Origin of the sequence: Massilia sp. Dwa41.01b (genome assembly GCF_014171775.1) — a bacterium.
In the GTDB taxonomy this organism is placed as follows: Bacteria; Pseudomonadota; Gammaproteobacteria; order Burkholderiales; family Burkholderiaceae_D; genus Telluria.
Genome location: NZ_CP050454.1, coordinates 416338 through 435861, shown reverse-complemented (window position 1 = coordinate 435861; position 19524 = coordinate 416338). Strand labels below are relative to the sequence as shown.

Sequence of the window (19524 nt, the reverse complement as noted above, 5' to 3'; positions counted from 1 at the left end):
CGCGTTGTAAAAAGTGCTCTGGGGCAAAATTTCTGATAGTTGGTTTGTCGAAGGAGGTATAATTTTTCGATGGACAGACTCGACGCCCTCAAGAGTATCGCGGCCCAGGCTACCCGCGGCGAACTCAGTTTCCCGACCAATGTGGACGCCACGCTCAGGCTGCAACGGGCCCTGAACGATCCCGATTGCCACGCCGACGCCGCCGCGCGCTTGGTGCAGGCCGAGCCCCTGCTGGCGGCGCGCACGGTTGCGATCGCCAATTCCGTGACCTATAACCGCTCGGGCAACGACGTCACCAACGTCCGCGCCGCGGTCCAGCGCGTCGGCTTCCGCACGCTGGGCGCGCTGGCGGCCAGCGTCATCGTGCGCCAGCTGAGCAGCGAAATCACCGACCCCGGCCTGCGCGCCCGCGCCGATGCCCTGTGGCGCCATTCGGCCCACGTGGCCGCGCTGGCCAGGTGATCGCGCGCCGCGTCTCCTTTGTCGATCCGGAAACGGCGATGTTCGCCGGCATCGTGCACGAGGTGGGCGGCTTCTACATGCTGTCGCGCGCCCATGAATACCCGGGCCTGCTCGACGGCGATGCCGACGACTGGCTCGAGCACGGCGAAGTGGCGATCGGCCGCGGCGTGTTGTTGCGCCTGGGCGTGCCGGCTTCCGTCATGGGGGCGATCGAAGCGATGTGGAACGGTCTGCGCGCACTGCCGCCGGAAACCCTGGGCGACACCCTGTTGCTGGCCAACGACTTGTCGCCGGTGCGCTCGCCCCTGCTGGAACGCCCGGGCGCCACCACGGTCTATGCGGCCGCGAGCATCGATTTCGCGGTGGGCGACGGCACGCTGGCGCGCATCATGGAAGAGTCGGCTCACGAAGTGAAGAGCCTGACCTCGGCGCTGTTGTGAACGTAGGATAGGCGGGTTCCCCGCCCATGCGTTCAAATCACATTGGCAATTCCGCGCCTGATCACCCGCCTGTTGGACGCGTAGGCGGGGGACCCGCCTACCCTACCTGTACCTGTCAGCTCACCCGCCGGTTGAACGCGTAGGCGGGGGATCCGCCTACCCTACGTTACCCGATCTGGATAATCTGCAAAAAAAATGCCCGCTCAGGGAGCGGGCAAAGTCCAAAACTAGGGATGTCCTGAAAGAGACGGTTCCACTATAGTTCTCGGCTCCCGCACAATCTGTGCGCCATTTCACATTCGTGACATTTTTTGTCGTCGTGCCCGCGGTACCGACGGGACAAAAAAAAACCCGCTCCAAAAGGAGCGGGTGAAGTCCAAAACTAGGGATGTCCTGAAAGAGACAGGTTCACTATACGGTTCGGCTTGCATGCTGCTCTGTGCGTCAACTCACACAACAGCAGGAAATGTCACATTTCTAGTAAGTCGATGACAAAATCTTGAAGAGCGAAAAGAAAATGCCGCCGGGCGTGAGCCGGGCGGCATTTTCTTTTCATGCACGTCATGCAGTCGGATGGCGGCGCACGGCACCGCCCGGGTTCAGACGACGGCGCCGTCGGTCTCGTCCTTCTGCTTGACCGGCTTGATCAGGTCTTCACGCTTGACGCCGAACCACATGGCCAGCGCGGCCGCCACGAACACCGACGAATAGATACCGAAGCAGATGCCGATGGTCAGCGCGATCGCGAAGTAGTGCAGCGACAGGCCGCCGAAGAACAGCATCGACAGCACCATCATCTGGGTACAGCCGTGGGTGATGATGGTACGCGAGATGGTGCTGGTGATCGCGTGGTCGATGACTTCGGAGACGCTCAGCTTGCGCTCCTTGCGGAAGGTCTCGCGGATCCGGTCGAAGATGACGACCGATTCATTGACCGAGTAGCCCAGCACCGCCAGCACCGCGGCCAGCACCGTCAGCGAGAATTCCCACTGGAAGAAGGCGAAGAAGCCGAGGATGATGACGACGTCGTGCAGGTTCGCCAGGATGGCGGCCACGGCGAACTTCCACTCGAAGCGGATCGCCAGGTAGGCCACCACGCCCACCACCACCATCAGCAGCGCGTGCAGGCCGTTCTCGGCCAGTTCGTCGCCGACCTGCGGGCCGACGAAGTCGACACGCTGCAGCGTCACCAGTTCGGCGCCGGCGGGGTTCACGCAACCGCTGCGCGACACCTGCTGGCCCTTCTCGGTGACCGTCACCTGCTTCGGCGAACCGCCCTCGGCGGCGCAGACGGCATTGAACGCCAGGGTCGATGCGGCCGAGCCGTTCGCGCTCTTCACTGGCGGCAGGCGCAGCATGATGTCCTGGGCGGTGCCGAAGCTGGCCACTTCCGGTGCTTCATAGCCGATGCCGCGCAACGAGGCGCGGACCTTTTCCTGGTCGGCCGCGTGCGGGAAGCGCAGTTCCATCACGGTGCCGCCGGTGAACTCCACCGAGAAGTGCAGGCCCTTGGTCACCAGGAAGAACACCGCGGCGACGAAGGTCAGCGCCGAGATCACGTTGAAGATCAACGCGTGGCGCATGAACGGGATATCCCGCTTGATTTTGAAAAATTCCATGACGTTTCCCTAGTCTTTATTTCTTGTCGACCGACACACCGGGTGTCCAGACGGTACCGATCGACAGCTTGTTCAGTTTCTTGCCACGGCGGCCGTACCACAGGTTCACGACGCCGCGCGAGACGAAGACGGCCGAGAACATCGAGGTCAGGATGCCCAGGGTGTGGACCACGGCGAAGCCGCGCACCGCGCCCGAACCGAAGACCCACAGCGACAGGCCGACGATCAGCGTGGTGACGTTCGAGTCGAGAATCGTCGCCCAGGCATGTTCGAAGCCGTGCGAAATGGCTTGCTGCGGCGTGGCGCCGGCACGCAGCTCTTCGCGGATACGCTCGTTGATCAGGACGTTGGCATCGATCGCCATACCAAGCGCGAGCGCGATTGCGGCGATACCCGGCAAGGTCAATGTGGCCTGCAGCGTCGACAGGATCGCCATCAGGAACAGCAGGTTGGCCGCCAGGGCCATCACGCTGAAGAAGCCGAACAGGTGGTAGTAGATGATCATGAAGACGGCGATCGCCACGAAACCCCACAGGGTCGAGTGCAGGCCCTTGGAGATGTTCTCGGCGCCCAGCTGCGGGCCGACCACGCGTTCCTCGACGAATTCCATCGGCGCCGACAGCGCGCCCGAGCGCAGCAGCAGGGCCAGCTCGGCCGCTTCCTGCGGGTTGCCGATGCCGGTGATCTGGAAGGTCGAACCGAGTTCGCTCTGGATGGTCGGTGCCGACGGCACGGTGTACTTGCCCTTTTCCTTGAGCAGGATGGCCATGCGCTTGCCGACATTTTCACGGGTGACCCGGCGGATCTTCTGGCCGCCCTCGCCGTTCAGGTCGACCGACACCGAAGGCTGCTGGTTCTGGTCGAAGCTGGCGACGGCGCCGGTGATGTAGTCGCCGGTGATGATGATGTCCTTCGACACCACGACCGGTGCGCCGCGGCCTTCGGTGAACAGTTCCGAGTTCAGCGGGATGGCGGCGGTCAGTTCGGTGCCTGGGGTGACGGTCGGGTCGAGCAGGCGCAGTTCGAGGGTGGCGGTGCGGCCGATGATGTCTTTCGCACGCGCGACGTCCTGCACGCCCGGCAGCTGGACCACGATGCGGTCGGCGCCCTGGCGCTGGATGACCGGTTCGGTCACGCCCAGCTCGTTGATGCGCTTCGACAGGGTCGAGATGTTCTGGTTGACGCCTTCCTCGACGATGCGCTTCAGCGCTTCGGGCTTCATCGTTGCCACCAGCCTCGGTTCGCTGCCGTCAGCGGCGTCGGCCAGGGTCAGGTCGGCCAGCTGGCGCGCCATCACGTTGCGGGCGGCGTTGCGGGTTGCCTCGTCGCGGAAGGCGACTTCGATGGCGTTGCCGTTGCGTTCGATGCCGGCGTGGCGCACGTTGGCGTCGCGCAGGACACTGCGCACGCTGGTCTGCATGCCCTTGACGCGCGTTTCCAGCACGGCCTTGGTGTCGACCTGCAGCAGGAAGTGGACGCCGCCGCGCAGGTCGAGGCCGAGGTTCATCGGCAGCGCGTGCAGCGCCTGCATCCAGCCTGGGGTGTTCTTCACCAGGTTGACGGTTACGATGTAATCGGGGTCGGCCTGATCGCGGTTGAGCTGGCGCTCCAGGGCCAGCTTGGCCTTGAACTGGGCATCGGTGGAGTCGAAGCGGGCACGCACCGCCGTCGAGTTGCCGCTGCCATCGAGCGTCACCTGGTTTGCCGGAACACCTTCGCGCTTGAGCGCGTCCGCGACCTGCGCCGTGGTATCGCTCGTGATCTTGACCGTCGTCTTGCCGGTCGTCACCTGCAGGGCCGGCGATTCGCCGAAGTAGTTAGGCGCCGTGTACAGCGCGCCCAGCAGGAGCGCGACAGCGATCAGTATGTATTTCCAGACGGGATAGCGATTCATAGTGTTCCAGCGTTCAATATTGAGCGGCGTGCGGCCGGCGGCCGCGGCGCCCGCTTACAGGGACTTCAGGGTTCCGGTCAGCATCGGAGCGGTGATCGCGTTCTTTTGCACGACGATCTCGACACCGTTTGCCACTTCCAGGCGCACGTACGCATCGCTGACCTTGGTGACACGGCCGACGATACCGCCGATGGTCACGACCTCGTCACCCTTCTTGAGGCCCTCGATCATCTCCTTGACTTCCTTCTGGCGCTTCTGCTGGGGACGGATCATCAGGAAGTACAGCACCGCGAACATGATGATGAAGGGCGCGAAGGTCAACAGGTTGCCCGTCAGGCCAGGATCGGCAGCGGTGGTGGTTTGCGCGTACGCGTTGGAAATGAACACAAGGACTCCGATTATGAGATAAAAAACAGCGCTGTATTCTAGCACCGGCGAAGTGCCAGCGGCCATTCCGCGGTAGATGGGAATGACAACTAAAATTTGCAAGCTGGAAATCGGAGTGTTGGCGCAGGGATGGCCTGGCCTGGCCTTTGTAGGGTGGGCACTCCGTGCCCACGCGGTATAGAACCGTTGCGTATTCATGCCGCCTTAGAACACCGGGCATACGCATCGATGAGAACGGCGTCTCGATGGCTCATGCGTGCCATACCGCGTGGGCACGGAGTGCCCACCCTACTGGAGCTGTTGTAGGGTGGGCGCCCTGAGCCCACGCGGAGCAAGCAGTGCGCCATATCCGGTGGGCACAGGGCGCCCACCCTACGGGAGCTTAGACCCCGCGGGAGCGGTCGGCGGCGAACTGCAGGCGGAAGGCGTGGAAGCCGTCCGCGTCGATCGCGTCGCGCATCTCCTGCATCAGCTTGAGGTAGTAGTGCAGGTTGTGGATCGTGTTCAGGCGCGCGCCCAGGATCTCGTTCGAGCGGTGCAGGTGGTGCAGGTAGGCGCGCGAGAAATTCTTGCAGCAGTAGCAGTCGCAGGATTCGTCCAGCGGCGCCGTGTCTTCTTTATAACGCGCGTTCTTGATCTTCACGTCGCCGAAGCGGGTAAACAGCCAGCCATTGCGGGCATTCCGGGTCGGCATGACGCAGTCGAACATGTCGACGCCATTGGCCACGCCGTCGACCAGGTCTTCCGGCGTACCGACGCCCATCAGGTAGTGCGGCTTGTTTTCCGGCAGGCGCGGGCCGACGTGGGCCAGGATGCGCTGCATGTCTTCCTTCGGCTCGCCCACCGACAGGCCGCCGATGGCCAGGCCGGGGAAGTCGATGTCTTCCAGCCCGGCCAGCGATTCGTCGCGCAGGTGCTCGTACATGCCGCCCTGGACGATGCCGAACAGCGCGTTCGGGTTTTCGCCGCCGGTGAATTCGTTCATCGAGCGCTGGGCCCAGCGCAGCGACATACGCATCGATTTCGCCGCTTCCTCGCTGGTCGCCGCGCGGCCGTCGATCTCGTACGGCGTGCACTCGTCGAACTGCATCACGATGTCCGAGTTCAGCGCGCGCTGGATCTGCATCGACACTTCCGGCGACAGGAATTTGCGCGAGCCGTCGATCGGCGAAGCAAAAGTAACGCCCTCTTCCGTGATCTTGCGCATCGCGCCCAGCGAAAACACCTGGAAGCCGCCCGAATCGGTCAGGATCGGCTTGTCCCAGCCCATGAAGCCGTGCAGGCCGCCGAACTTGTTCAATACTTCGACGCCCGGGCGCAGCCACAAGTGAAAGGTATTACCGAGGATGATCTGGGAGCCGACGGTTTTCAGTTCGATCGGGTCCATCGCCTTCACGGAGCCATAGGTCCCGACCGGCATGAAGATCGGCGTCTCGATGGTGCCGTGGTTGAGCGTCAAGCGGCCGCGGCGCGCGTTCGACAGGCCGCTGGTGTCTTTTTTGAGCAGGGTAAATTCAAGCATCGGTGTTTATTGGCGAGATTCGGTAGTGAGCAGCATGGCATCGCCATAGCTGAAGAAGCGGTATTCGTTGGCGATCGCGTGGGCATAGGCCTTGCGGATCGCGTCATAGCCGGCAAAGGCCGACACCAGCATCATCAGCGTCGACTTCGGCAGGTGGAAATTCGTGATCAGGCGCGTCACGGTCTTGAAGCGGTAGCCCGGCGTGATGAAGAGGGCCGTGTCGGCGCTGCCGGCCACCAGTTCGCCCGACTGCGAAGCCGACTCCAGCGCGCGCAAGGACGTGGTGCCGACGGCGACCACGTCGCGGCCAAGCGCTTTCGCGGCGCGCACGGCATCGACCGTCTCCTGCGCGATCGTGTACCACTCGGAATGCATCTTGTGCTCGGACAGGTCTTCCACCCGCACCGGCTGGAAAGTGCCGGCGCCGACATGTAGCGTCACGTAGGCGATGTTCACGCCTTTTGCCGCCAGCTTATCCAGCAGCGGCTGGTCGAAGTGCAGGCCGGCGGTCGGCGCCGCCACCGCGCCCGGCTCCTTCGAATACACGGTCTGGTAGCGCTGCTCATCGAATTCGTCGGCGGTGTGCTCGATATACGGCGGCAGCGGCAGGCGGCCGTGCGCTTCGATCAGCTCGAAGACGTCGCCGCCGAAATGCAGGGTGAAGAACTCGCCCGCGCGCTCGCCGGTGGTGACGTCGAAAGCGTCGGCCAGGCGGATGCGGTTGCCGGGCTTCGGCGATTTGGAGGCGCGCACCTGGGCCAGTACGGTGCGATTGTCCAGGACACGCTCGACCAGCACCTCGACCTGGCCGCCGGTTTCCTTGACGCCGAAGAAGCGCGCTTTCAGCACGCGCGTGTTGTTCATCACGAGCAGGTCGCCGGCTTGCAGCTGGTCGAGGATGTCGGCGAAATGACGGTCGGTGATCTGGTCGCCATCGAGCTGCAACAGGCGCGAGGCGCTGCGGTCTGGCAGGGGCACCTGCGCGATGCGCTCGGGCGGCAGGTCGAAATCGAAGTCGGAGAGCGAGTACATTGTCGTTCAATTCTGGGAAAATGGCCGCTGGCCTTACAATATGGCCCCAAGTAGTGCGGCGAACCCTCTATTTTACGCCAGCCAGCATCAATCTGCCGCTTTTATGCCCGCTCCCAAGACCCCGCCCGCCCCGAAAACGACACAAACCAAGCTCGCCAAGCTCGGCCTGCGCAGCGACATGGACCTGGTCCTGCACCTGCCGATGCGCTACGAGGACGAGACGAAGATCGTGCCGATCCGCGAAGCCTGCCTGCGCGGCGGCCACGTGTCGCAGGTCGAGGGCGTCGTCATCAAGAACGAGATCGCCATGAAACCGCGGCGCCAGCTGCTGGTGACGATTGCCGACGAAAGCGGCGAGCTGCTGCTGCGCTTCATGAATTTCTATGGCAGCCAGGTCAAGCAGCTGGCCGAAGGCGTGCGGGTGCGCGCGCGCACCGAGATCAAGCATGGCTTTTTTGGTGCCGAGATGGTGCATCCGACCTATAAAGTGGTGAACGAGAACGCGCCGCTGCCGACCTCGCTCACGCCCGTGTATCCGTCGGGAGAAGGCCTGTCGCAGCCGATCCTGCGCCGTGCGATCGCCGAAGCGATGCGCAGGGTTAGCTGGATGGATACGGTGCCGCCCGGCGTGCGCCGCCAGCTCGGCCTGCTCGACTTCGAGCCGGCGGTAAAACTGCTGCACTACCCGCCGGTCGACGTCGACGAATACGCGCTGATGGACAAATCGCACCCGGCCTGGACGCGCATGAAGTTCGACGAGCTGCTGGCGCAGCAGCTGTCATTGAAACGCGCCCAGCGCGCACGCCGCGACAAGGGCGCGCCCCATTTGCGCGCGGTGGGCGCGCTGTCCGAAGGTTTTCTCGCCGCCCTGCCCTTCGCGCTCACCGGCGCGCAGCAGCGGGTCGTCGAGGAGATCCGCCGCGACCTGCGCGAGGGCTATCCGATGCAGCGCCTCCTGCAGGGCGACGTCGGCAGCGGCAAGACCGTGGTCGCCGCGCTGGCGGCCGCGCAGGCCATCGATTCCGGCTACCAGGCGGCGCTGATGGCGCCCACCGAAATCCTGGCCGAGCAGCATTTCAGGAAGATCGCGGCCTGGATGGAGCCGCTCGGCGTGAAGGTGGCCTGGCTCACCGGCAGCCTGAAAAAGAAGGAAAAGACCGCAGCCAATGAGCTGGTCGAATCGGGCGAAGCGCACCTGGTGATCGGTACCCACGCCCTGATCCAGGACACGGTGCAGTTCGCGAAACTCGGCCTGGTGATCGTCGACGAACAGCACCGCTTCGGCGTCGGCCAGCGCCTGACCTTGCGCAACAAGGGCAGCGACGGCCTGGTGCCGCACCAATTGATGATGTCGGCCACGCCGATTCCGCGCACCCTGGCCATGACCTATTACGCCGACCTGGAAGTGTCGGTGATCGACGAGCTGCCGCCGGGGCGCACGCCGATCGTCACCCGCGCCATCGACCAGAACCGGAGAGACGAAGTCATCGAACGCGTGCACGCGGCCGTGCTCGAGGGGCGGCAGGCCTACTGGGTGTGCCCGCTCATCGAAGAGTCGGAAGCGCTGCAGCTGCAAACGGCCACCGAAACCTACGAAACCCTGGCCGAAGCGCTGCCCGACCTGCAGGTGGGGCTGGTGCATGGCCGTATGAAGCCGCTCGAGAAACAGGCGGTGATGGATGCGTTCTCCGCCGGCGAGGTGCACGTGCTGGTGGCCACCACCGTGATCGAGGTGGGCGTCGATGTGCCGAATTCTTCATTGATGGTGATCGAACACGCCGAGCGCTTCGGCCTGTCGCAGCTGCACCAGCTGCGCGGCCGCGTGGGCCGCGGCTCGGCGGCGAGCGTCTGCCTGCTGCTGTACCAGAGTCCCCTCGGGCAGGTGGCCAAGCAGCGCCTGCTGACCATGCGCGAGACCACCGATGGTTTCGAGATCGCGCGGCGCGACCTGGAGATTCGTGGCCCGGGCGAATTCCGGGCGCGCGCCAGTCCGGCCAGGCCATGCTGCGCTTTGCCGACCTGGAAACCGACCAGTGGCTGGTGGAAGAAGCGCGCGACGTGGCCTCCAGCCTGCTCGAGCGCGAGACGCCGGAGCACATCGCGATCGTCGATGCGCACCTGGCACGCTGGCTGGGCGGGCGCGAGGAATTCCTGAAGGTGTGAAGGGATTTTGTAGGGTGGGCACGACGTGCAATCGCTGAATTTTTGCGCCCTCGTGACAATTCGATAGACATCGACACCGCCATTGCGGCTATCGTGTCGCCGGCGCGCGTTGTACGTACGCGTCCATCCATCGAATACACATCAGGAATCGGTCATGCCCTTAGGAATCGGACTTCACATCCTCGTCGCCCTGTTCTTCGCCGTGCACGCGGTGCGCCAAGGGCGCCAGCTGTACTGGCTGATCATTCTCTTTTCCTTCCCGCTCCTGGGCAGCATCGTGTACTTCGCGGTGGTGTTCCTGCCGCATTCGCGCATCGAACGCCAGGCGCGCCTGGCCGGCCGCGCCATCGGTCGCAGCCTCGATCCGGGACGCGACGTGCGCGAGGCCCAGCGCGCCTTCGACCTGACCCCGACCGCCCACAACCAGATGCGCCTGGCGGGCGCCCTGCTCGACGCCGGCCAGCCGGCGCAGGCGGTGGCGCAGTTCGACGCCTGCCTGGCCGGCCCCTTCGCTGGCGATCCGGAAGTCCTCCTCGGCGCCGCGCGCGCAAAACTCGCCCATGGCGACGCGGCGGGAGCAGCCGGCCTGCCTGCTGGCGCCCCTGCAGGCGAAGCAGCCGGGCTTTCGCGCCGAAGAAGTCGGGCTGGCACTGGGCCGCGCCTACCTGGCCAGCGGCCGCCAGGAGGAAGCCGGCGCGCAATTGGAGAATGTGGCCGAGCGCTTCGGCAGCGTCGAAACGCGTGTCGAGCTGGCGCTGTGGGCACTCGCGAACGGCAAGGAAGCGCTGGCGCAGCGCGAACTGAAGGAAATCGAGCACGCGCGCCGTCACATGACGAAGTACACGCGCGGCCTGTACCAGGATTTGTTCAAGCGGCTGGATGCGGCCGTGAGCGGCAAGGGATCACCGGCATAAGGTTGGCGGCTCCGCCGCCGATCCTACCCGCTGAAGGTCAGGCGGTTCCCGAATGGATCCTTGACCGACATCTCGCGCGTCCCCCAGGGCGTGTCTTCCACGCCCGGACGTGCATACCCATACGCCTTGGCGCTCAGCTCGGCGTGATAGGCATCGATGCCGGCGACCTCGATGCGGATCGCCGCGCCGGGGCAGCAATCGCCATGGTGTTCGCTCAGGTGCAATACGCAGCCGTCGCGTGCCACTTGCAGGTAGAGCGGCAGGCCAGGCTCGAAACGGTGCTCCCAGTCGACCGCGAAGCCGAGGAAGTCGACATAGAATTCGCGCGCCTTCGCTTCGTCGAAGATGCGCAAGACCGGCGTCACGGCGCCCAGCGTCATCTCAGTCGACCCGCGTCAGCTCGACGCCATCGACCGTCATCTTCCACTTGTCGCCCTCGCGGTGCGGGGGCTTGCTGACGACGAAGCGCGAGCGGATGAGACTCGTGCCGACTTCGAAATCGTTGCCATCGAAGCGCTGCAGGTCGACACTCAGGTCGAGCTTTTTGCCCGGCCGATCGCGCTTGTACTTGACCTGGCCATCCTTGGCCAGTTGCAGGCGCATGTCCTTGCCCTGCCAGTCGCCGACATAGGCCATCTTTTCAGCGGGAACAGGAACTGGCTCGGCAAAGGCGGCCGGCGACAGCAGGCAGAGGGCGAGCAGGCTGGTGCGAAGTAAGCGCATGGGAGGTCCGGGAGAAAGGGAATTGGAACAGCATCGACAGTATTCGCCCGCCCGAAAAAGCTGTCAACATGCATACATTTTCCCGCGCGGCCCGTTATGGTGTGGCCTTTGGAGCGCCTGACAGAAGTCCTTGCCTGTCCAGACAGCAGCACCGTACACTGAGCCATTCTGGAGGTCTGTTTTCGGGCATGCGCGGACATTCGTAAGGCGTCGCATGTTCTTTGAATAAAGTTCTGCTATCGCCTGCTTCCAGCTCTCGAAGGAGGTTTTTCGCCTGATGAATCCAGGAAATCCCAATAGTTCTCTTGTCGCTGCACTTCGTTTGCGCTTTCCAATGGAAGCGGCCCTGACAGACCATTGGCTTCGAGAGAGGGGATGGGACCCCGTCGATGACAACACTGCACTCACTTGGGTAGAGGCGTTCGCTGACAGGACAACCGAAGCTGTAAAGCGTAGGGATGCGGAGACGATCCGAGCACACACCGACTTTCTCGCTGCCGCGTATCGTGCCGAACCGAATGCATTGCGGACCATTGTCGATGTATCGTATGCCGAGAACTTAATGTGGGATTCCAGCGCTTCTGACAAGCAGTGGGCCTGGAGGTTTATTGCGGCAGAAATTCGACAACTGTTCACTGAAATGTGGGGTGACCCTACTAGCGCTCAGGACTAGTGGTCCGATCGTGCTGTCGCCAGTGTCCGCTTCGGGCCTATTGCGTTGAAAAACTCGGCAACGTAGACCTCCTGACCGAAATTTTTTCAGCCTCGACTGACCAGAACCGCCGCTATCGAGAGATCGTGGAGCGGTTGGATGTCTGAGACCACCTAAAATTGTTGCCGTTCGACTTTTTCAACACAATAGGTCGGAAGCGAACGTTCACCAAACTTTCCTCTCGCTGCCCTGCATGCTTATCTGCTGGGGGCAACCGAGAGCGTTTGTCAGGCGCTCCTAGTCGACCCGCGTCAACTCCACGCCATCGACCGTCATCTTCCACTTGTCGCCCTCGCGGTGCGGCGGCTTGCTGACGACGAAGGTCAGGCTGACAATGCCCCAGCCGACGCTGAAGTTGTTGCCATCGAAGCCCTGCAAGTCGACGTTCAGGTCGACCTTCTCGCTCTTGTGCTTGCTCTTCTCTTCACGCTTGTATTTAACTTTGCCGTCGCGGGAAAGCTGCAGGCGCCTGTCGCCGCCCTGCCAGTCGCCGACATAGGCCAGCTTGTCGGCCGGGACCGGCGCCGCCCACGCGGCAAGAGGGAGCAGGCAGGCGGCGATGAGGGCGGGACGAAGGAGGTACATGGTGGCCGGAAGAAGTTGACTGGACAGCGGCCGAGTATTCGCTGCCCTGGCCGTCATGTCAACATGCATACGCCCGATGCGTCGCGAATCTAGCGCGCGCCGTCGGCCTCGTAGACCAGCCCGATCTGGCGCCGGATCTCGTCCATCACGCCCATCAGCGCCAGCGTTTCGTCATGCGTCATGTGCGGGCTTTCGAGCAGCCCCGCCAGGTAGCAGCGCTGCGCTTCGATCACCTGGTGGACGTAGCCGTTGCCGACATAGGGCGTGGCGATCGTGCGCGTCGTGCCATCTTCCAGCTCCACCGTCACCGAGGTGGCGCGATGGAACATCGTATTCATGCGCACATGGCCGCGCGACCCCGACACCGTCAATTCGCCCGGCGTGCGCGCCAGGAAGGAGCAGCTGCAGACCGACATGGCGCCACCCTCGTGTTTCAGGGTGAAACCGGTCTGGACGTCGACGCCGGTCGGCCCCATCTCGGCTTGCGCCCGCACCTCGAGGACGGGGCCAAGCAGGCTGGCGGCGATCGACAGCGGATAGATGCCGAGGTCGAGCAGCGCGCCGCCGCCCAGTTCTGGGTTGAACACGCGGTGCTCGGGACCGAAGCTGGCCGTGAAACCGAAATCGGCCACGACCTGGCGCGCCTCGCCGATCTCACCCAGAGCAATGATGCGTTTGACTTCCGCCAGCGCCGGCAGGAAGCGCGTCCACATCGCCTCCATCAGGAACAGGCGACGCGTGCGCGCAAGCGTCACCACCTGCTCGGCTTCGCGCAGGTTCATCGTGAACGGCTTTTCGCACAGCACGCCCTTGCCAGCGCGCAGGGCCAGCAAGGCGTTCTGCGCATGCTGCGGATGGGGTGTGGCGACATAGACCAGGTCGATGTCGGCGGCCGCCACCAGTTCCTCGTAGCTGCCGTAGGCGGCACCGGCCTTGACCTCGCCGGCAAAGCCGCGCGCCTTGTCCAGGCTGCGCGAGGCCACGCCCGCAAGCACGGCACCCGGCACGTCCGGCACTGCGCTGGCAAAGGCGCGCGCGATCTTGCCGGTGCCGAGGATGCCCCAGCGTACCGTGTCAGCCATGGGCCTGCCCTTCCCTGCGCTTTGGACGGAAGACGGTCGAGTCCAGGTAAAGTCGCGATCCTGCCCAGGCCACCAGCCTGGCACACCGAGCACCGGCAGCGGCGTGAAGCCGCTTGTGGCCAAGCCTTCGTCGCGCAGCTGCGCGGCCAGCAGGGCATCGAGCCAGGCGCGCTGGCCGGCGTCGTCCAGGGTGAAATACGCGTCATCGGCGAAGACGATGCGCACGTGTGCGGTGATGGCCTTGCGCGGGACGACCAGCTTTTCCATCAGGGCGTGGCCGAACAGCCAGAGGCGCGCATCGCGGCCGAACAGGTCGCGCTTTTCGAACAGCGCCGCTTCCCAGCAATGGTCGCGCAATTCGTCGACCAGCGCGCGCCCGGCGCTGGAAGCGCGCACCACCAGCAGCGCCGCGTTCTCGTCGAAGATGGTGGCGGCGTCGCGCGCCGGTCCACGCGATTTCCCCACGCCAGCCGCTGCAATCTGCGCCGCCTGCAGGGCATTCAGTTCACGCTTGATCAGCGGGAAGGTCTGCCACACGAGGCCATTGAAGAAGTCGTGCAGATTCTCGCGCGTCGGTACATTGCCGGTGGCGCTGATGAAGGCTTCATAGGCCATCCCTTCCGGCAGCGATTCCTGCGGCACGAAGGAAATTGGCAGGTCGCGGTGGTTGCGCAGGGCCAGCAGCGCGGCATGGCGATTGAAGGCGGCCGCGAAGTCGCCGCCTTCCAGCGCGAGCGCCTCGAAGGCGGGACGCACCGTGTCGTACCAGGGCCGCGTCCAGTCGACCTGCGCCGGCACGTCCTGCGCTTGCGCCGTCACTGCCGCTGTCACTTACAGCATCTTCCAGTCGATGCGCTCGCCGGCGTTGAGCGGCACCAGCTCGTTCTCTGCCATCGGCACGGTGGCCGGCAGGTTCCACGATTCGCGCACCAGCGTGATCGTATCTTCGTTGCGCGGCAGGCCGTAGAAGGCGGGGCCATTGAAGCTGGCGAAGGCTTCGAGCTTGTCCAGCGCGCCCGCCTGGGCGAAGGCTTCGGTGTAGAGCTCCATCGCGTGCAGGGCCGTGTAGCAGCCGGCGCAGCCGCAGCTCGATTCCTTCGCGCCGATCGCATGCGGGGCCGAATCGGTGCCGAGGAAGAAGCGCTCGTCGCCGCTGGTGGCGGCCGTGACCAGCGCCAGGCGGTGTTCTTCGCGTTTCAGCACCGGCAGGCAGTAGTAGTGCGGGCGGATACCGCCGCGGAAGATCTCGTTGCGGTTGTAGAGCAGGTGGTGGGCGGTGATGGTCGCGGCGATCGGGCCTTCGGCCTCGGCCACGTACTGGGCCGCGTCCTTGGTGGTGATGTGTTCGAAGACGATGGCGAGGGCCGGCAGGTCGCGGCGCAGCGGGCGCATCACGCGTTCGATGAAGACAGCTTCGCGGTCGAACAGGTCGATGTCGTTGTCCGTCACTTCGCCATGCACCAGCAGCGGCATGCCGACTTCCTGCATCACTTCCAGTACCTTGTAGCAGTTGCGCAGGTCGGTGACGCCCGCATCCGAATTGGTGGTGGCGCCGGCCGGGTACAGCTTGACCGCATGGATGAAACCGCTGTCCATCGCGCGGCGGATCTCGTCCGGATCGGTGTTGTTGGTCAGGTAGAGCGTCATCAGCGGCTCGAAACGCATCCCTTCCGGGAGCGCGGCCAGGATACGGTCGCGGTAGGCGGCGGCCGCCGCGGTCGTGGTGACCGGAGGTTTGAGGTTCGGCATCACGATCGCACGCGCGAACTGGCGCGCCGTATGCGGCAGCACGCTGGCCAGCGCCGCGCCGTCGCGCAGGTGCAGGTGCCAGTCGTCTGGACGGGTGATGGTGATGGATTGCGGGATCTCGATGGTGGACATGGCGGCTCTCGGATTGCGGGACGGCGTCATTTTACCCTTATGGGGCATCGAGAGCGCGCCAGCCTGCCCACCGGCCAGGTGTGATCAGGTTGACAATCGGTGACCGGGCATGGGGCGGACGGCGTGGGCTCGAGAGCCTGTCCGGCGGCGCCCATCCGCGCAAACGCATCAATGCGTCACCACCTCGACCGACGTGATCTTGCCCTGCTCATCGAAAGCGATGTCGAGCGTATCCGGATCAAAGCTGGTGGAGCAGTAACCAAGGTAATAGCTGGAGACGCGCTCGCGCGAAGGGTGCGGTTCTCCAAGCACCGCGGTAACGCCCCGCATGTCCTGGCCGCGCCCGAGCAGACGGCTACGCAGGTCGTCGACCATGCCGCAGCGCGCGTCCTCGTGCTCCGGACTACGCCAACGGGCGGCGTCGAACGGGGCTTTGTTGAACGGGCTCAGGTAACTGCAGAAGGACAGCAGGCCAAGAACGGCCACAGCGCCGATGGCGCATTGAATGACCCGGCGGCGCGGGAAGTGCAGGCGCATTCCCATCTCAATGAATGATCTTCGCCAGGAATTCGCGCGCCCGTTCCGACTGCGGCGCACTGAAAAAGGCATCGGTCGGACTGTCCTCGAGAATGCGCCCGTGGTCCATGAACACGACGCGGTCCGCCACCTTGCGCGCAAAGCCCATCTCGTGGGTCACCACCATCATCGTCATGCCGTCCTGGGCCAGGCCCACCATCACGTCGAGCACTTCGCCGATCATTTCCGGGTCGAGCGCGGAAGTGGGTTCATCGAACAGCATCGCCACCGGATCCATGGACAAAGCGCGCGCGATCGCCACGCGCTGCTGCTGGCCGCCCGAGAGCTGGCTGGGGAACTTGTCCTGGTGCGCCAGCAGGCCGACGCGGTCGAGGTAGGCCAGGCCGCGCTCAATCGCCTCGCCCTTGCCGCGCCCCAGCACCTTGATTTGGGCCAGCGTCAGGTTCTCGCGCACCGACAGGTGCGGGAACAGCTCGAAATTCTGGAACACCATGCCGATCTTCGCGCGCAGCTTGGGCAGATCGGTCTTGCGGTCGGTAACCGGCACGCCATCGACGCGGATGGATCCCTGCTGCACGGGCTCGAGGCCATTGACCGTCTTGATCAGGGTGGACTTGCCGGAACCCGAGGGCCCGCAGACCACGACGACGTCGCCGCGCGCCACATGCGTACTGCATTCGGCGAGTACCTGGAAGTCGCCGTACCATTTGCTGACCTTGTCAATTTCAATCATGTTTACCCGTCGATTCAACAGCTTGCGCGTGCTTGACAGCACCAACACCGCCTAGGATACTGCGGAACTTGCCAAGATACTCAGAACGCACCGCGTTCGCACGCAGAATCACCCGAAATTGACCACTCCGGCGCCCGGATCGACTCGGCGCGCCGGGCGCACGCACAGGCCGACCACTGGACGCATATGAATAATCGAAACCGCCTCACTACCTATATCCTGATCGGACTCGTGCTCGGCATCGTCGTCGGCTATTTCGCGAACGCCAAGCTGGCCGATCCGAAAGCCTTCGCCGACACGCTGTCGCTGGTGACCACCCTGTTCCTGCGCCTGATTAAGATGATCATCGCGCCGCTGGTGTTTTCGACCCTGGTAGTGGGCATCGCCAAGATGGGCAATGCGGCCGAAGTCGGCCGCATCGGCGTCAAGGCGCTGGGCTGGTTCGTCATCGCCTCCATCCTGTCGCTGTCGCTGGGCCTGATCCTGGTGAACCTGTTCCGCCCGGGCGACGCGATGCACCTGGCCGGCATGGCGCCGCCGATGGACGCGAAGACCGATATCGTCACCTCCGGCCTGACGCTGAAGGAATTCGTCACCCACCTGGTGCCGTCCTCCATCGTCGACGGCATGGCGAAGAACGAGATCCTGCAGATCGTCGTGTTCTCGATCTTCTTCGGCACTGCAGCCGCCGCCGTCGGTGCGCGCGCCACGCCGCTGATCGACGCCGTCGACGGCATCGCCCACGTCATGCTGAAGGTGACGGCCTATGTGATGAACTTCGCGCCAATCGCCGTGTTCGCGGCGGTGGCCGCCGTGATCGCCAAGAGCGGCCTCGGTGTGCTGCATACCTACGGCATCTTCATGGCCGAGTTCTACCTGGGGATCATCCTGCTGTGGGTGGTCCTGATCGGCATCGGCATGGCCTTCCTCGGCCCGCGCGTGCTGCGCCTGATTGGCCTCTTGAAGGAACCGACCCTGCTGGCCTTTACCTGCGCCTCGTCGGAAGCGGCCTTCCCGAAAACCCTGGAGGGCCTGGAAAAGTTCGGCGTCAAGAACCGCCTGGCCGCTTTCGTGCTGCCGATCGGTTATTCGTTCAACCTCGACGGCTCGATGATGTACTGCACCTTCGCCTCGATCTTCATCGCCCAGGCCTATGGCATCGAGGTGCCGCTGTCGACCCAGATCATGATGATGCTGGTGCTGATGCTGACCTCGAAAGGCATGGCCGGCGTGCCACGCGCCTCGCTGGTGGTGATCGCCGCGACGCTGGCGCAGTTCAACATCCCGGAAGCGGGCCTGCTGCTCCTGCTTGGCATCGACCACTTCCTCGACATGGCCCGTTCGGCGACGAACGTGATCGGCAACGGCATCGCCACCGCGGTGGTGGCGAAATGGGAGGGCGACCTGGCCGAGACCAGCCCTGAAAAGGACGTCGCCACCTCGCCGCTGCGGTAAAAGCGCGGGCACGCACACAGGGCCTTCCAGCGATGGGAGGCCTTTTTTTTGACAATAAAAAACACACGGAGGAGAACCGATGAAACAGCTTTATGCAGCAGGAATCCTGCTGGCGATGGGCGGCGCGCAGGCGGCCACCCAGACGGTCGATTGCGGCCGCCTGCTCGACGTCAGGAGCGGCAGCTGGCGCGAGCGCGTCAGCATCGTGATCGAGGACGGCACCGTGAAATCGATCGGACCGTTGGGCGCCGCCGCTGCCACGCCCGGCCGCATCGACCTCTCGGGCAAATCCTGCCTGCCGGGCCTGATCGACATGCACGTGCACCTGACCAGCGAAACCCAGCCGGTGGTCGACTCCTACCGCGACCGCCTCACCGCCGACCCGGCCGACCTTGCCTACCGCTCGGTGAAGTATGCCGAGCGCACGCTGATGGCGGGTTTTACGACCGTGCGCGACCTGGGCGCCGAGCAGGCGCTGAACGTGTCGCTCAAGCGCGCGATCAATGCCGGTGCGATTCCCGGCCCGCGCATGTTCACGGCCGGGAAGTCGATCGCCACCACCGGCGGCCACGCCGACCCGACCAACAACCTCTCGCACTTCCTGGGTGAAGCGATCGGCACGCCGGGGCCGAGCGAAGGCGTGATCGACAGCCCGGAACAGGGCCGGCAAGCCGTGCGCATCCGCTACAAGGAAGGCGCGGACCTGATCAAGATCACCGCCACCGGCGGGGTGCTGAGCCAGGCGGCAAACGGACAGAACTCGCAGTACACCGAGGACGAGCTGCGCGCGATCGTCAGCACGGCCAAGGACTACGGCTTCCGCGTGGCCGCGCACGCGCACGGTGCCGAAGGCATGAAGCGTGCGCTGCGTGCCGGCGTCGATTCGATCGAACACGGCACGCTGATGGACGACGAAACCATCGCGCTGTTCAAGAAAACCGGCCACTGGTACGTGCCGACGATCTCGGCCGGCCGCTACGTCGCCGACAAGGCCAAGGATCCGCATTACTATTCGGCCCTGGTGCGCCCGAAGGCCGCGGCGATCGGCCCGCAGCTGCAGGCGACTTTTGCGCGTGCCCACAAGGCCGGCGTCAAGATCGCCTTCGGCACCGATGCCGGCGTGTTCCCGCACGGAGACAACGCGAAAGAGTTCGGCTACATGGTGGAAGCCGGGATGACGCCGCTCGAGGCGATCCGCGCCGCCACCGTCCACGCGGCCGAGCTGCTCGACCAGCCGAAACGCCTGGGTGCGATCGAGCCGGGCTTCGCGGCCGATATCGTCGCGGTCGATGGCGACCCGCTGCGCGACGTGAAACTGCTCGAGCAAGTCAAATTCGTCATGAAAGAAGGCGTCGTCTACAAAGGACTGTAAGACCGCGCCAC

At 64.4% G+C, this 19524-nt stretch carries 16 protein-coding genes and 3 pseudogenes; 5 read left to right on the top strand and 14 right to left on the bottom strand.

The annotated features are described in order from the left end of the window. Positions 1–69 precede the first annotated feature (69 nt). A pseudogene (locus G4G28_RS01915) lies at positions 70–902 on the top strand (HDOD domain-containing protein). 599 nt (positions 903–1501) lie between these two features. On the opposite strand, the gene secF reads toward G4G28_RS01915, so the two are convergent. From secF to queA, 5 genes are all read right to left on the bottom strand, one after another. Further along, positions 1502–2521, bottom strand: a complete 1020-nt coding sequence (gene secF, locus G4G28_RS01910; protein ID WP_182990644.1) for a protein translocase subunit SecF — start codon at positions 2519–2521, stop codon at positions 1502–1504. 16 nt (positions 2522–2537) lie between these two features. Further along, the gene (gene secD / locus G4G28_RS01905) at positions 2538–4415 is read right to left on the bottom strand and encodes a protein translocase subunit SecD (RefSeq protein ID WP_182990643.1); all 1878 of its coding nucleotides are present in this window, start codon (positions 4413–4415) and stop codon (positions 2538–2540) included. A gap of 54 nt (positions 4416–4469) precedes the next feature. Continuing rightward, entirely contained in the window at positions 4470–4802 is a 333-nt protein-coding gene (yajC, locus tag G4G28_RS01900; protein WP_182990642.1) for a preprotein translocase subunit YajC, read from the bottom strand. A gap of 382 nt (positions 4803–5184) precedes the next feature. After that, entirely contained in the window at positions 5185–6324 is a 1140-nt protein-coding gene (gene tgt / locus G4G28_RS01895) for a tRNA guanosine(34) transglycosylase Tgt (RefSeq protein WP_182990641.1), read from the bottom strand. A 6-nt stretch (positions 6325–6330) separates the two neighbouring features. Beyond that, entirely contained in the window at positions 6331–7356 is a 1026-nt protein-coding gene (gene queA / locus G4G28_RS01890; RefSeq protein ID WP_182990640.1) for a tRNA preQ1(34) S-adenosylmethionine ribosyltransferase-isomerase QueA, read from the bottom strand. A gap of 103 nt (positions 7357–7459) precedes the next feature. On the opposite strand from queA, the pseudogene recG reads away from it, so the two are divergent. Next, positions 7460–9519: pseudogene (gene recG / locus G4G28_RS01885) on the top strand (ATP-dependent DNA helicase RecG). 160 nt (positions 9520–9679) lie between these two features. On the opposite strand, the gene G4G28_RS01880 reads toward recG, so the two are convergent. After that, on the bottom strand, positions 9680–10081 hold the full coding sequence (locus tag G4G28_RS01880) for a hypothetical protein (protein WP_183107977.1): 402 nt from the start codon (positions 10079–10081) through the stop codon (positions 9680–9682). On the opposite strand from G4G28_RS01880, the gene G4G28_RS01875 reads away from it, so the two are divergent. Continuing rightward, positions 10080–10433 (top strand): hypothetical protein, encoded by a 354-nt coding sequence (locus G4G28_RS01875; RefSeq protein WP_183107976.1) that lies wholly within the window; start codon positions 10080–10082, stop codon positions 10431–10433. The two genes, G4G28_RS01880 and G4G28_RS01875, sit on opposite strands and share 2 nt — an antisense overlap. A 23-nt stretch (positions 10434–10456) precedes the next feature. Here the strand turns inward: G4G28_RS01875 and G4G28_RS01870 are convergent, their stop codons facing one another. From G4G28_RS01870 to G4G28_RS01835, 8 genes and pseudogenes are all read right to left on the bottom strand, one after another. Beyond that, complete coding sequence (locus tag G4G28_RS01870; RefSeq protein ID WP_182990638.1) at positions 10457–10813, bottom strand: glyoxalase superfamily protein; 357 nt, start codon at positions 10811–10813, stop codon at positions 10457–10459. A gap of 1 nt (position 10814) precedes the next feature. Beyond that, the gene (locus tag G4G28_RS01865) at positions 10815–11156 is read right to left on the bottom strand and encodes a hypothetical protein (protein ID WP_182990637.1); all 342 of its coding nucleotides are present in this window, start codon (positions 11154–11156) and stop codon (positions 10815–10817) included. 949 nt (positions 11157–12105) lie between these two features. Then, the gene (locus G4G28_RS01860; protein ID WP_182990636.1) at positions 12106–12453 is read right to left on the bottom strand and encodes a hypothetical protein; all 348 of its coding nucleotides are present in this window, start codon (positions 12451–12453) and stop codon (positions 12106–12108) included. An 89-nt stretch (positions 12454–12542) separates the two neighbouring features. Beyond that, entirely contained in the window at positions 12543–13535 is a 993-nt protein-coding gene (locus tag G4G28_RS01855; protein ID WP_182990635.1) for a Gfo/Idh/MocA family protein, read from the bottom strand. Then, positions 13528–14333, bottom strand: a pseudogene (locus G4G28_RS01850) (DUF3025 domain-containing protein). The gene G4G28_RS01855 and the pseudogene G4G28_RS01850 overlap by 8 nt, the downstream one beginning before the upstream one ends. 33 nt (positions 14334–14366) lie before the next feature. Continuing rightward, positions 14367–15416 carry a dihydroorotase gene (gene pyrC / locus G4G28_RS01845; protein ID WP_182990634.1) on the bottom strand — a complete coding sequence of 350 codons (1050 nt, stop codon included), beginning with the start codon at positions 15414–15416 and terminating at the stop codon, positions 14367–14369. 168 nt (positions 15417–15584) lie between these two features. Further along, a complete protein-coding gene (locus G4G28_RS01840; RefSeq protein WP_182990633.1) occupies positions 15585–15953 on the bottom strand; it encodes a hypothetical protein in 369 nt (122 codons plus the stop codon). A 7-nt stretch (positions 15954–15960) separates the two neighbouring features. After that, positions 15961–16686, bottom strand: coding sequence for an amino acid ABC transporter ATP-binding protein (locus G4G28_RS01835; RefSeq protein WP_182990632.1), 726 nt, complete (start codon positions 16684–16686; stop codon positions 15961–15963). A 186-nt stretch (positions 16687–16872) separates the two neighbouring features. On the opposite strand from G4G28_RS01835, the gene G4G28_RS01830 reads away from it, so the two are divergent. Beyond that, positions 16873–18141 carry a dicarboxylate/amino acid:cation symporter gene (locus G4G28_RS01830; protein ID WP_182990631.1) on the top strand — a complete coding sequence of 423 codons (1269 nt, stop codon included), beginning with the start codon at positions 16873–16875 and terminating at the stop codon, positions 18139–18141. A 79-nt stretch (positions 18142–18220) separates the two neighbouring features. Then, positions 18221–19513 (top strand): amidohydrolase family protein, encoded by a 1293-nt coding sequence (locus G4G28_RS01825; protein ID WP_183107975.1) that lies wholly within the window; start codon positions 18221–18223, stop codon positions 19511–19513. The last annotated feature ends 11 nt before the right edge of the window (positions 19514–19524 follow it).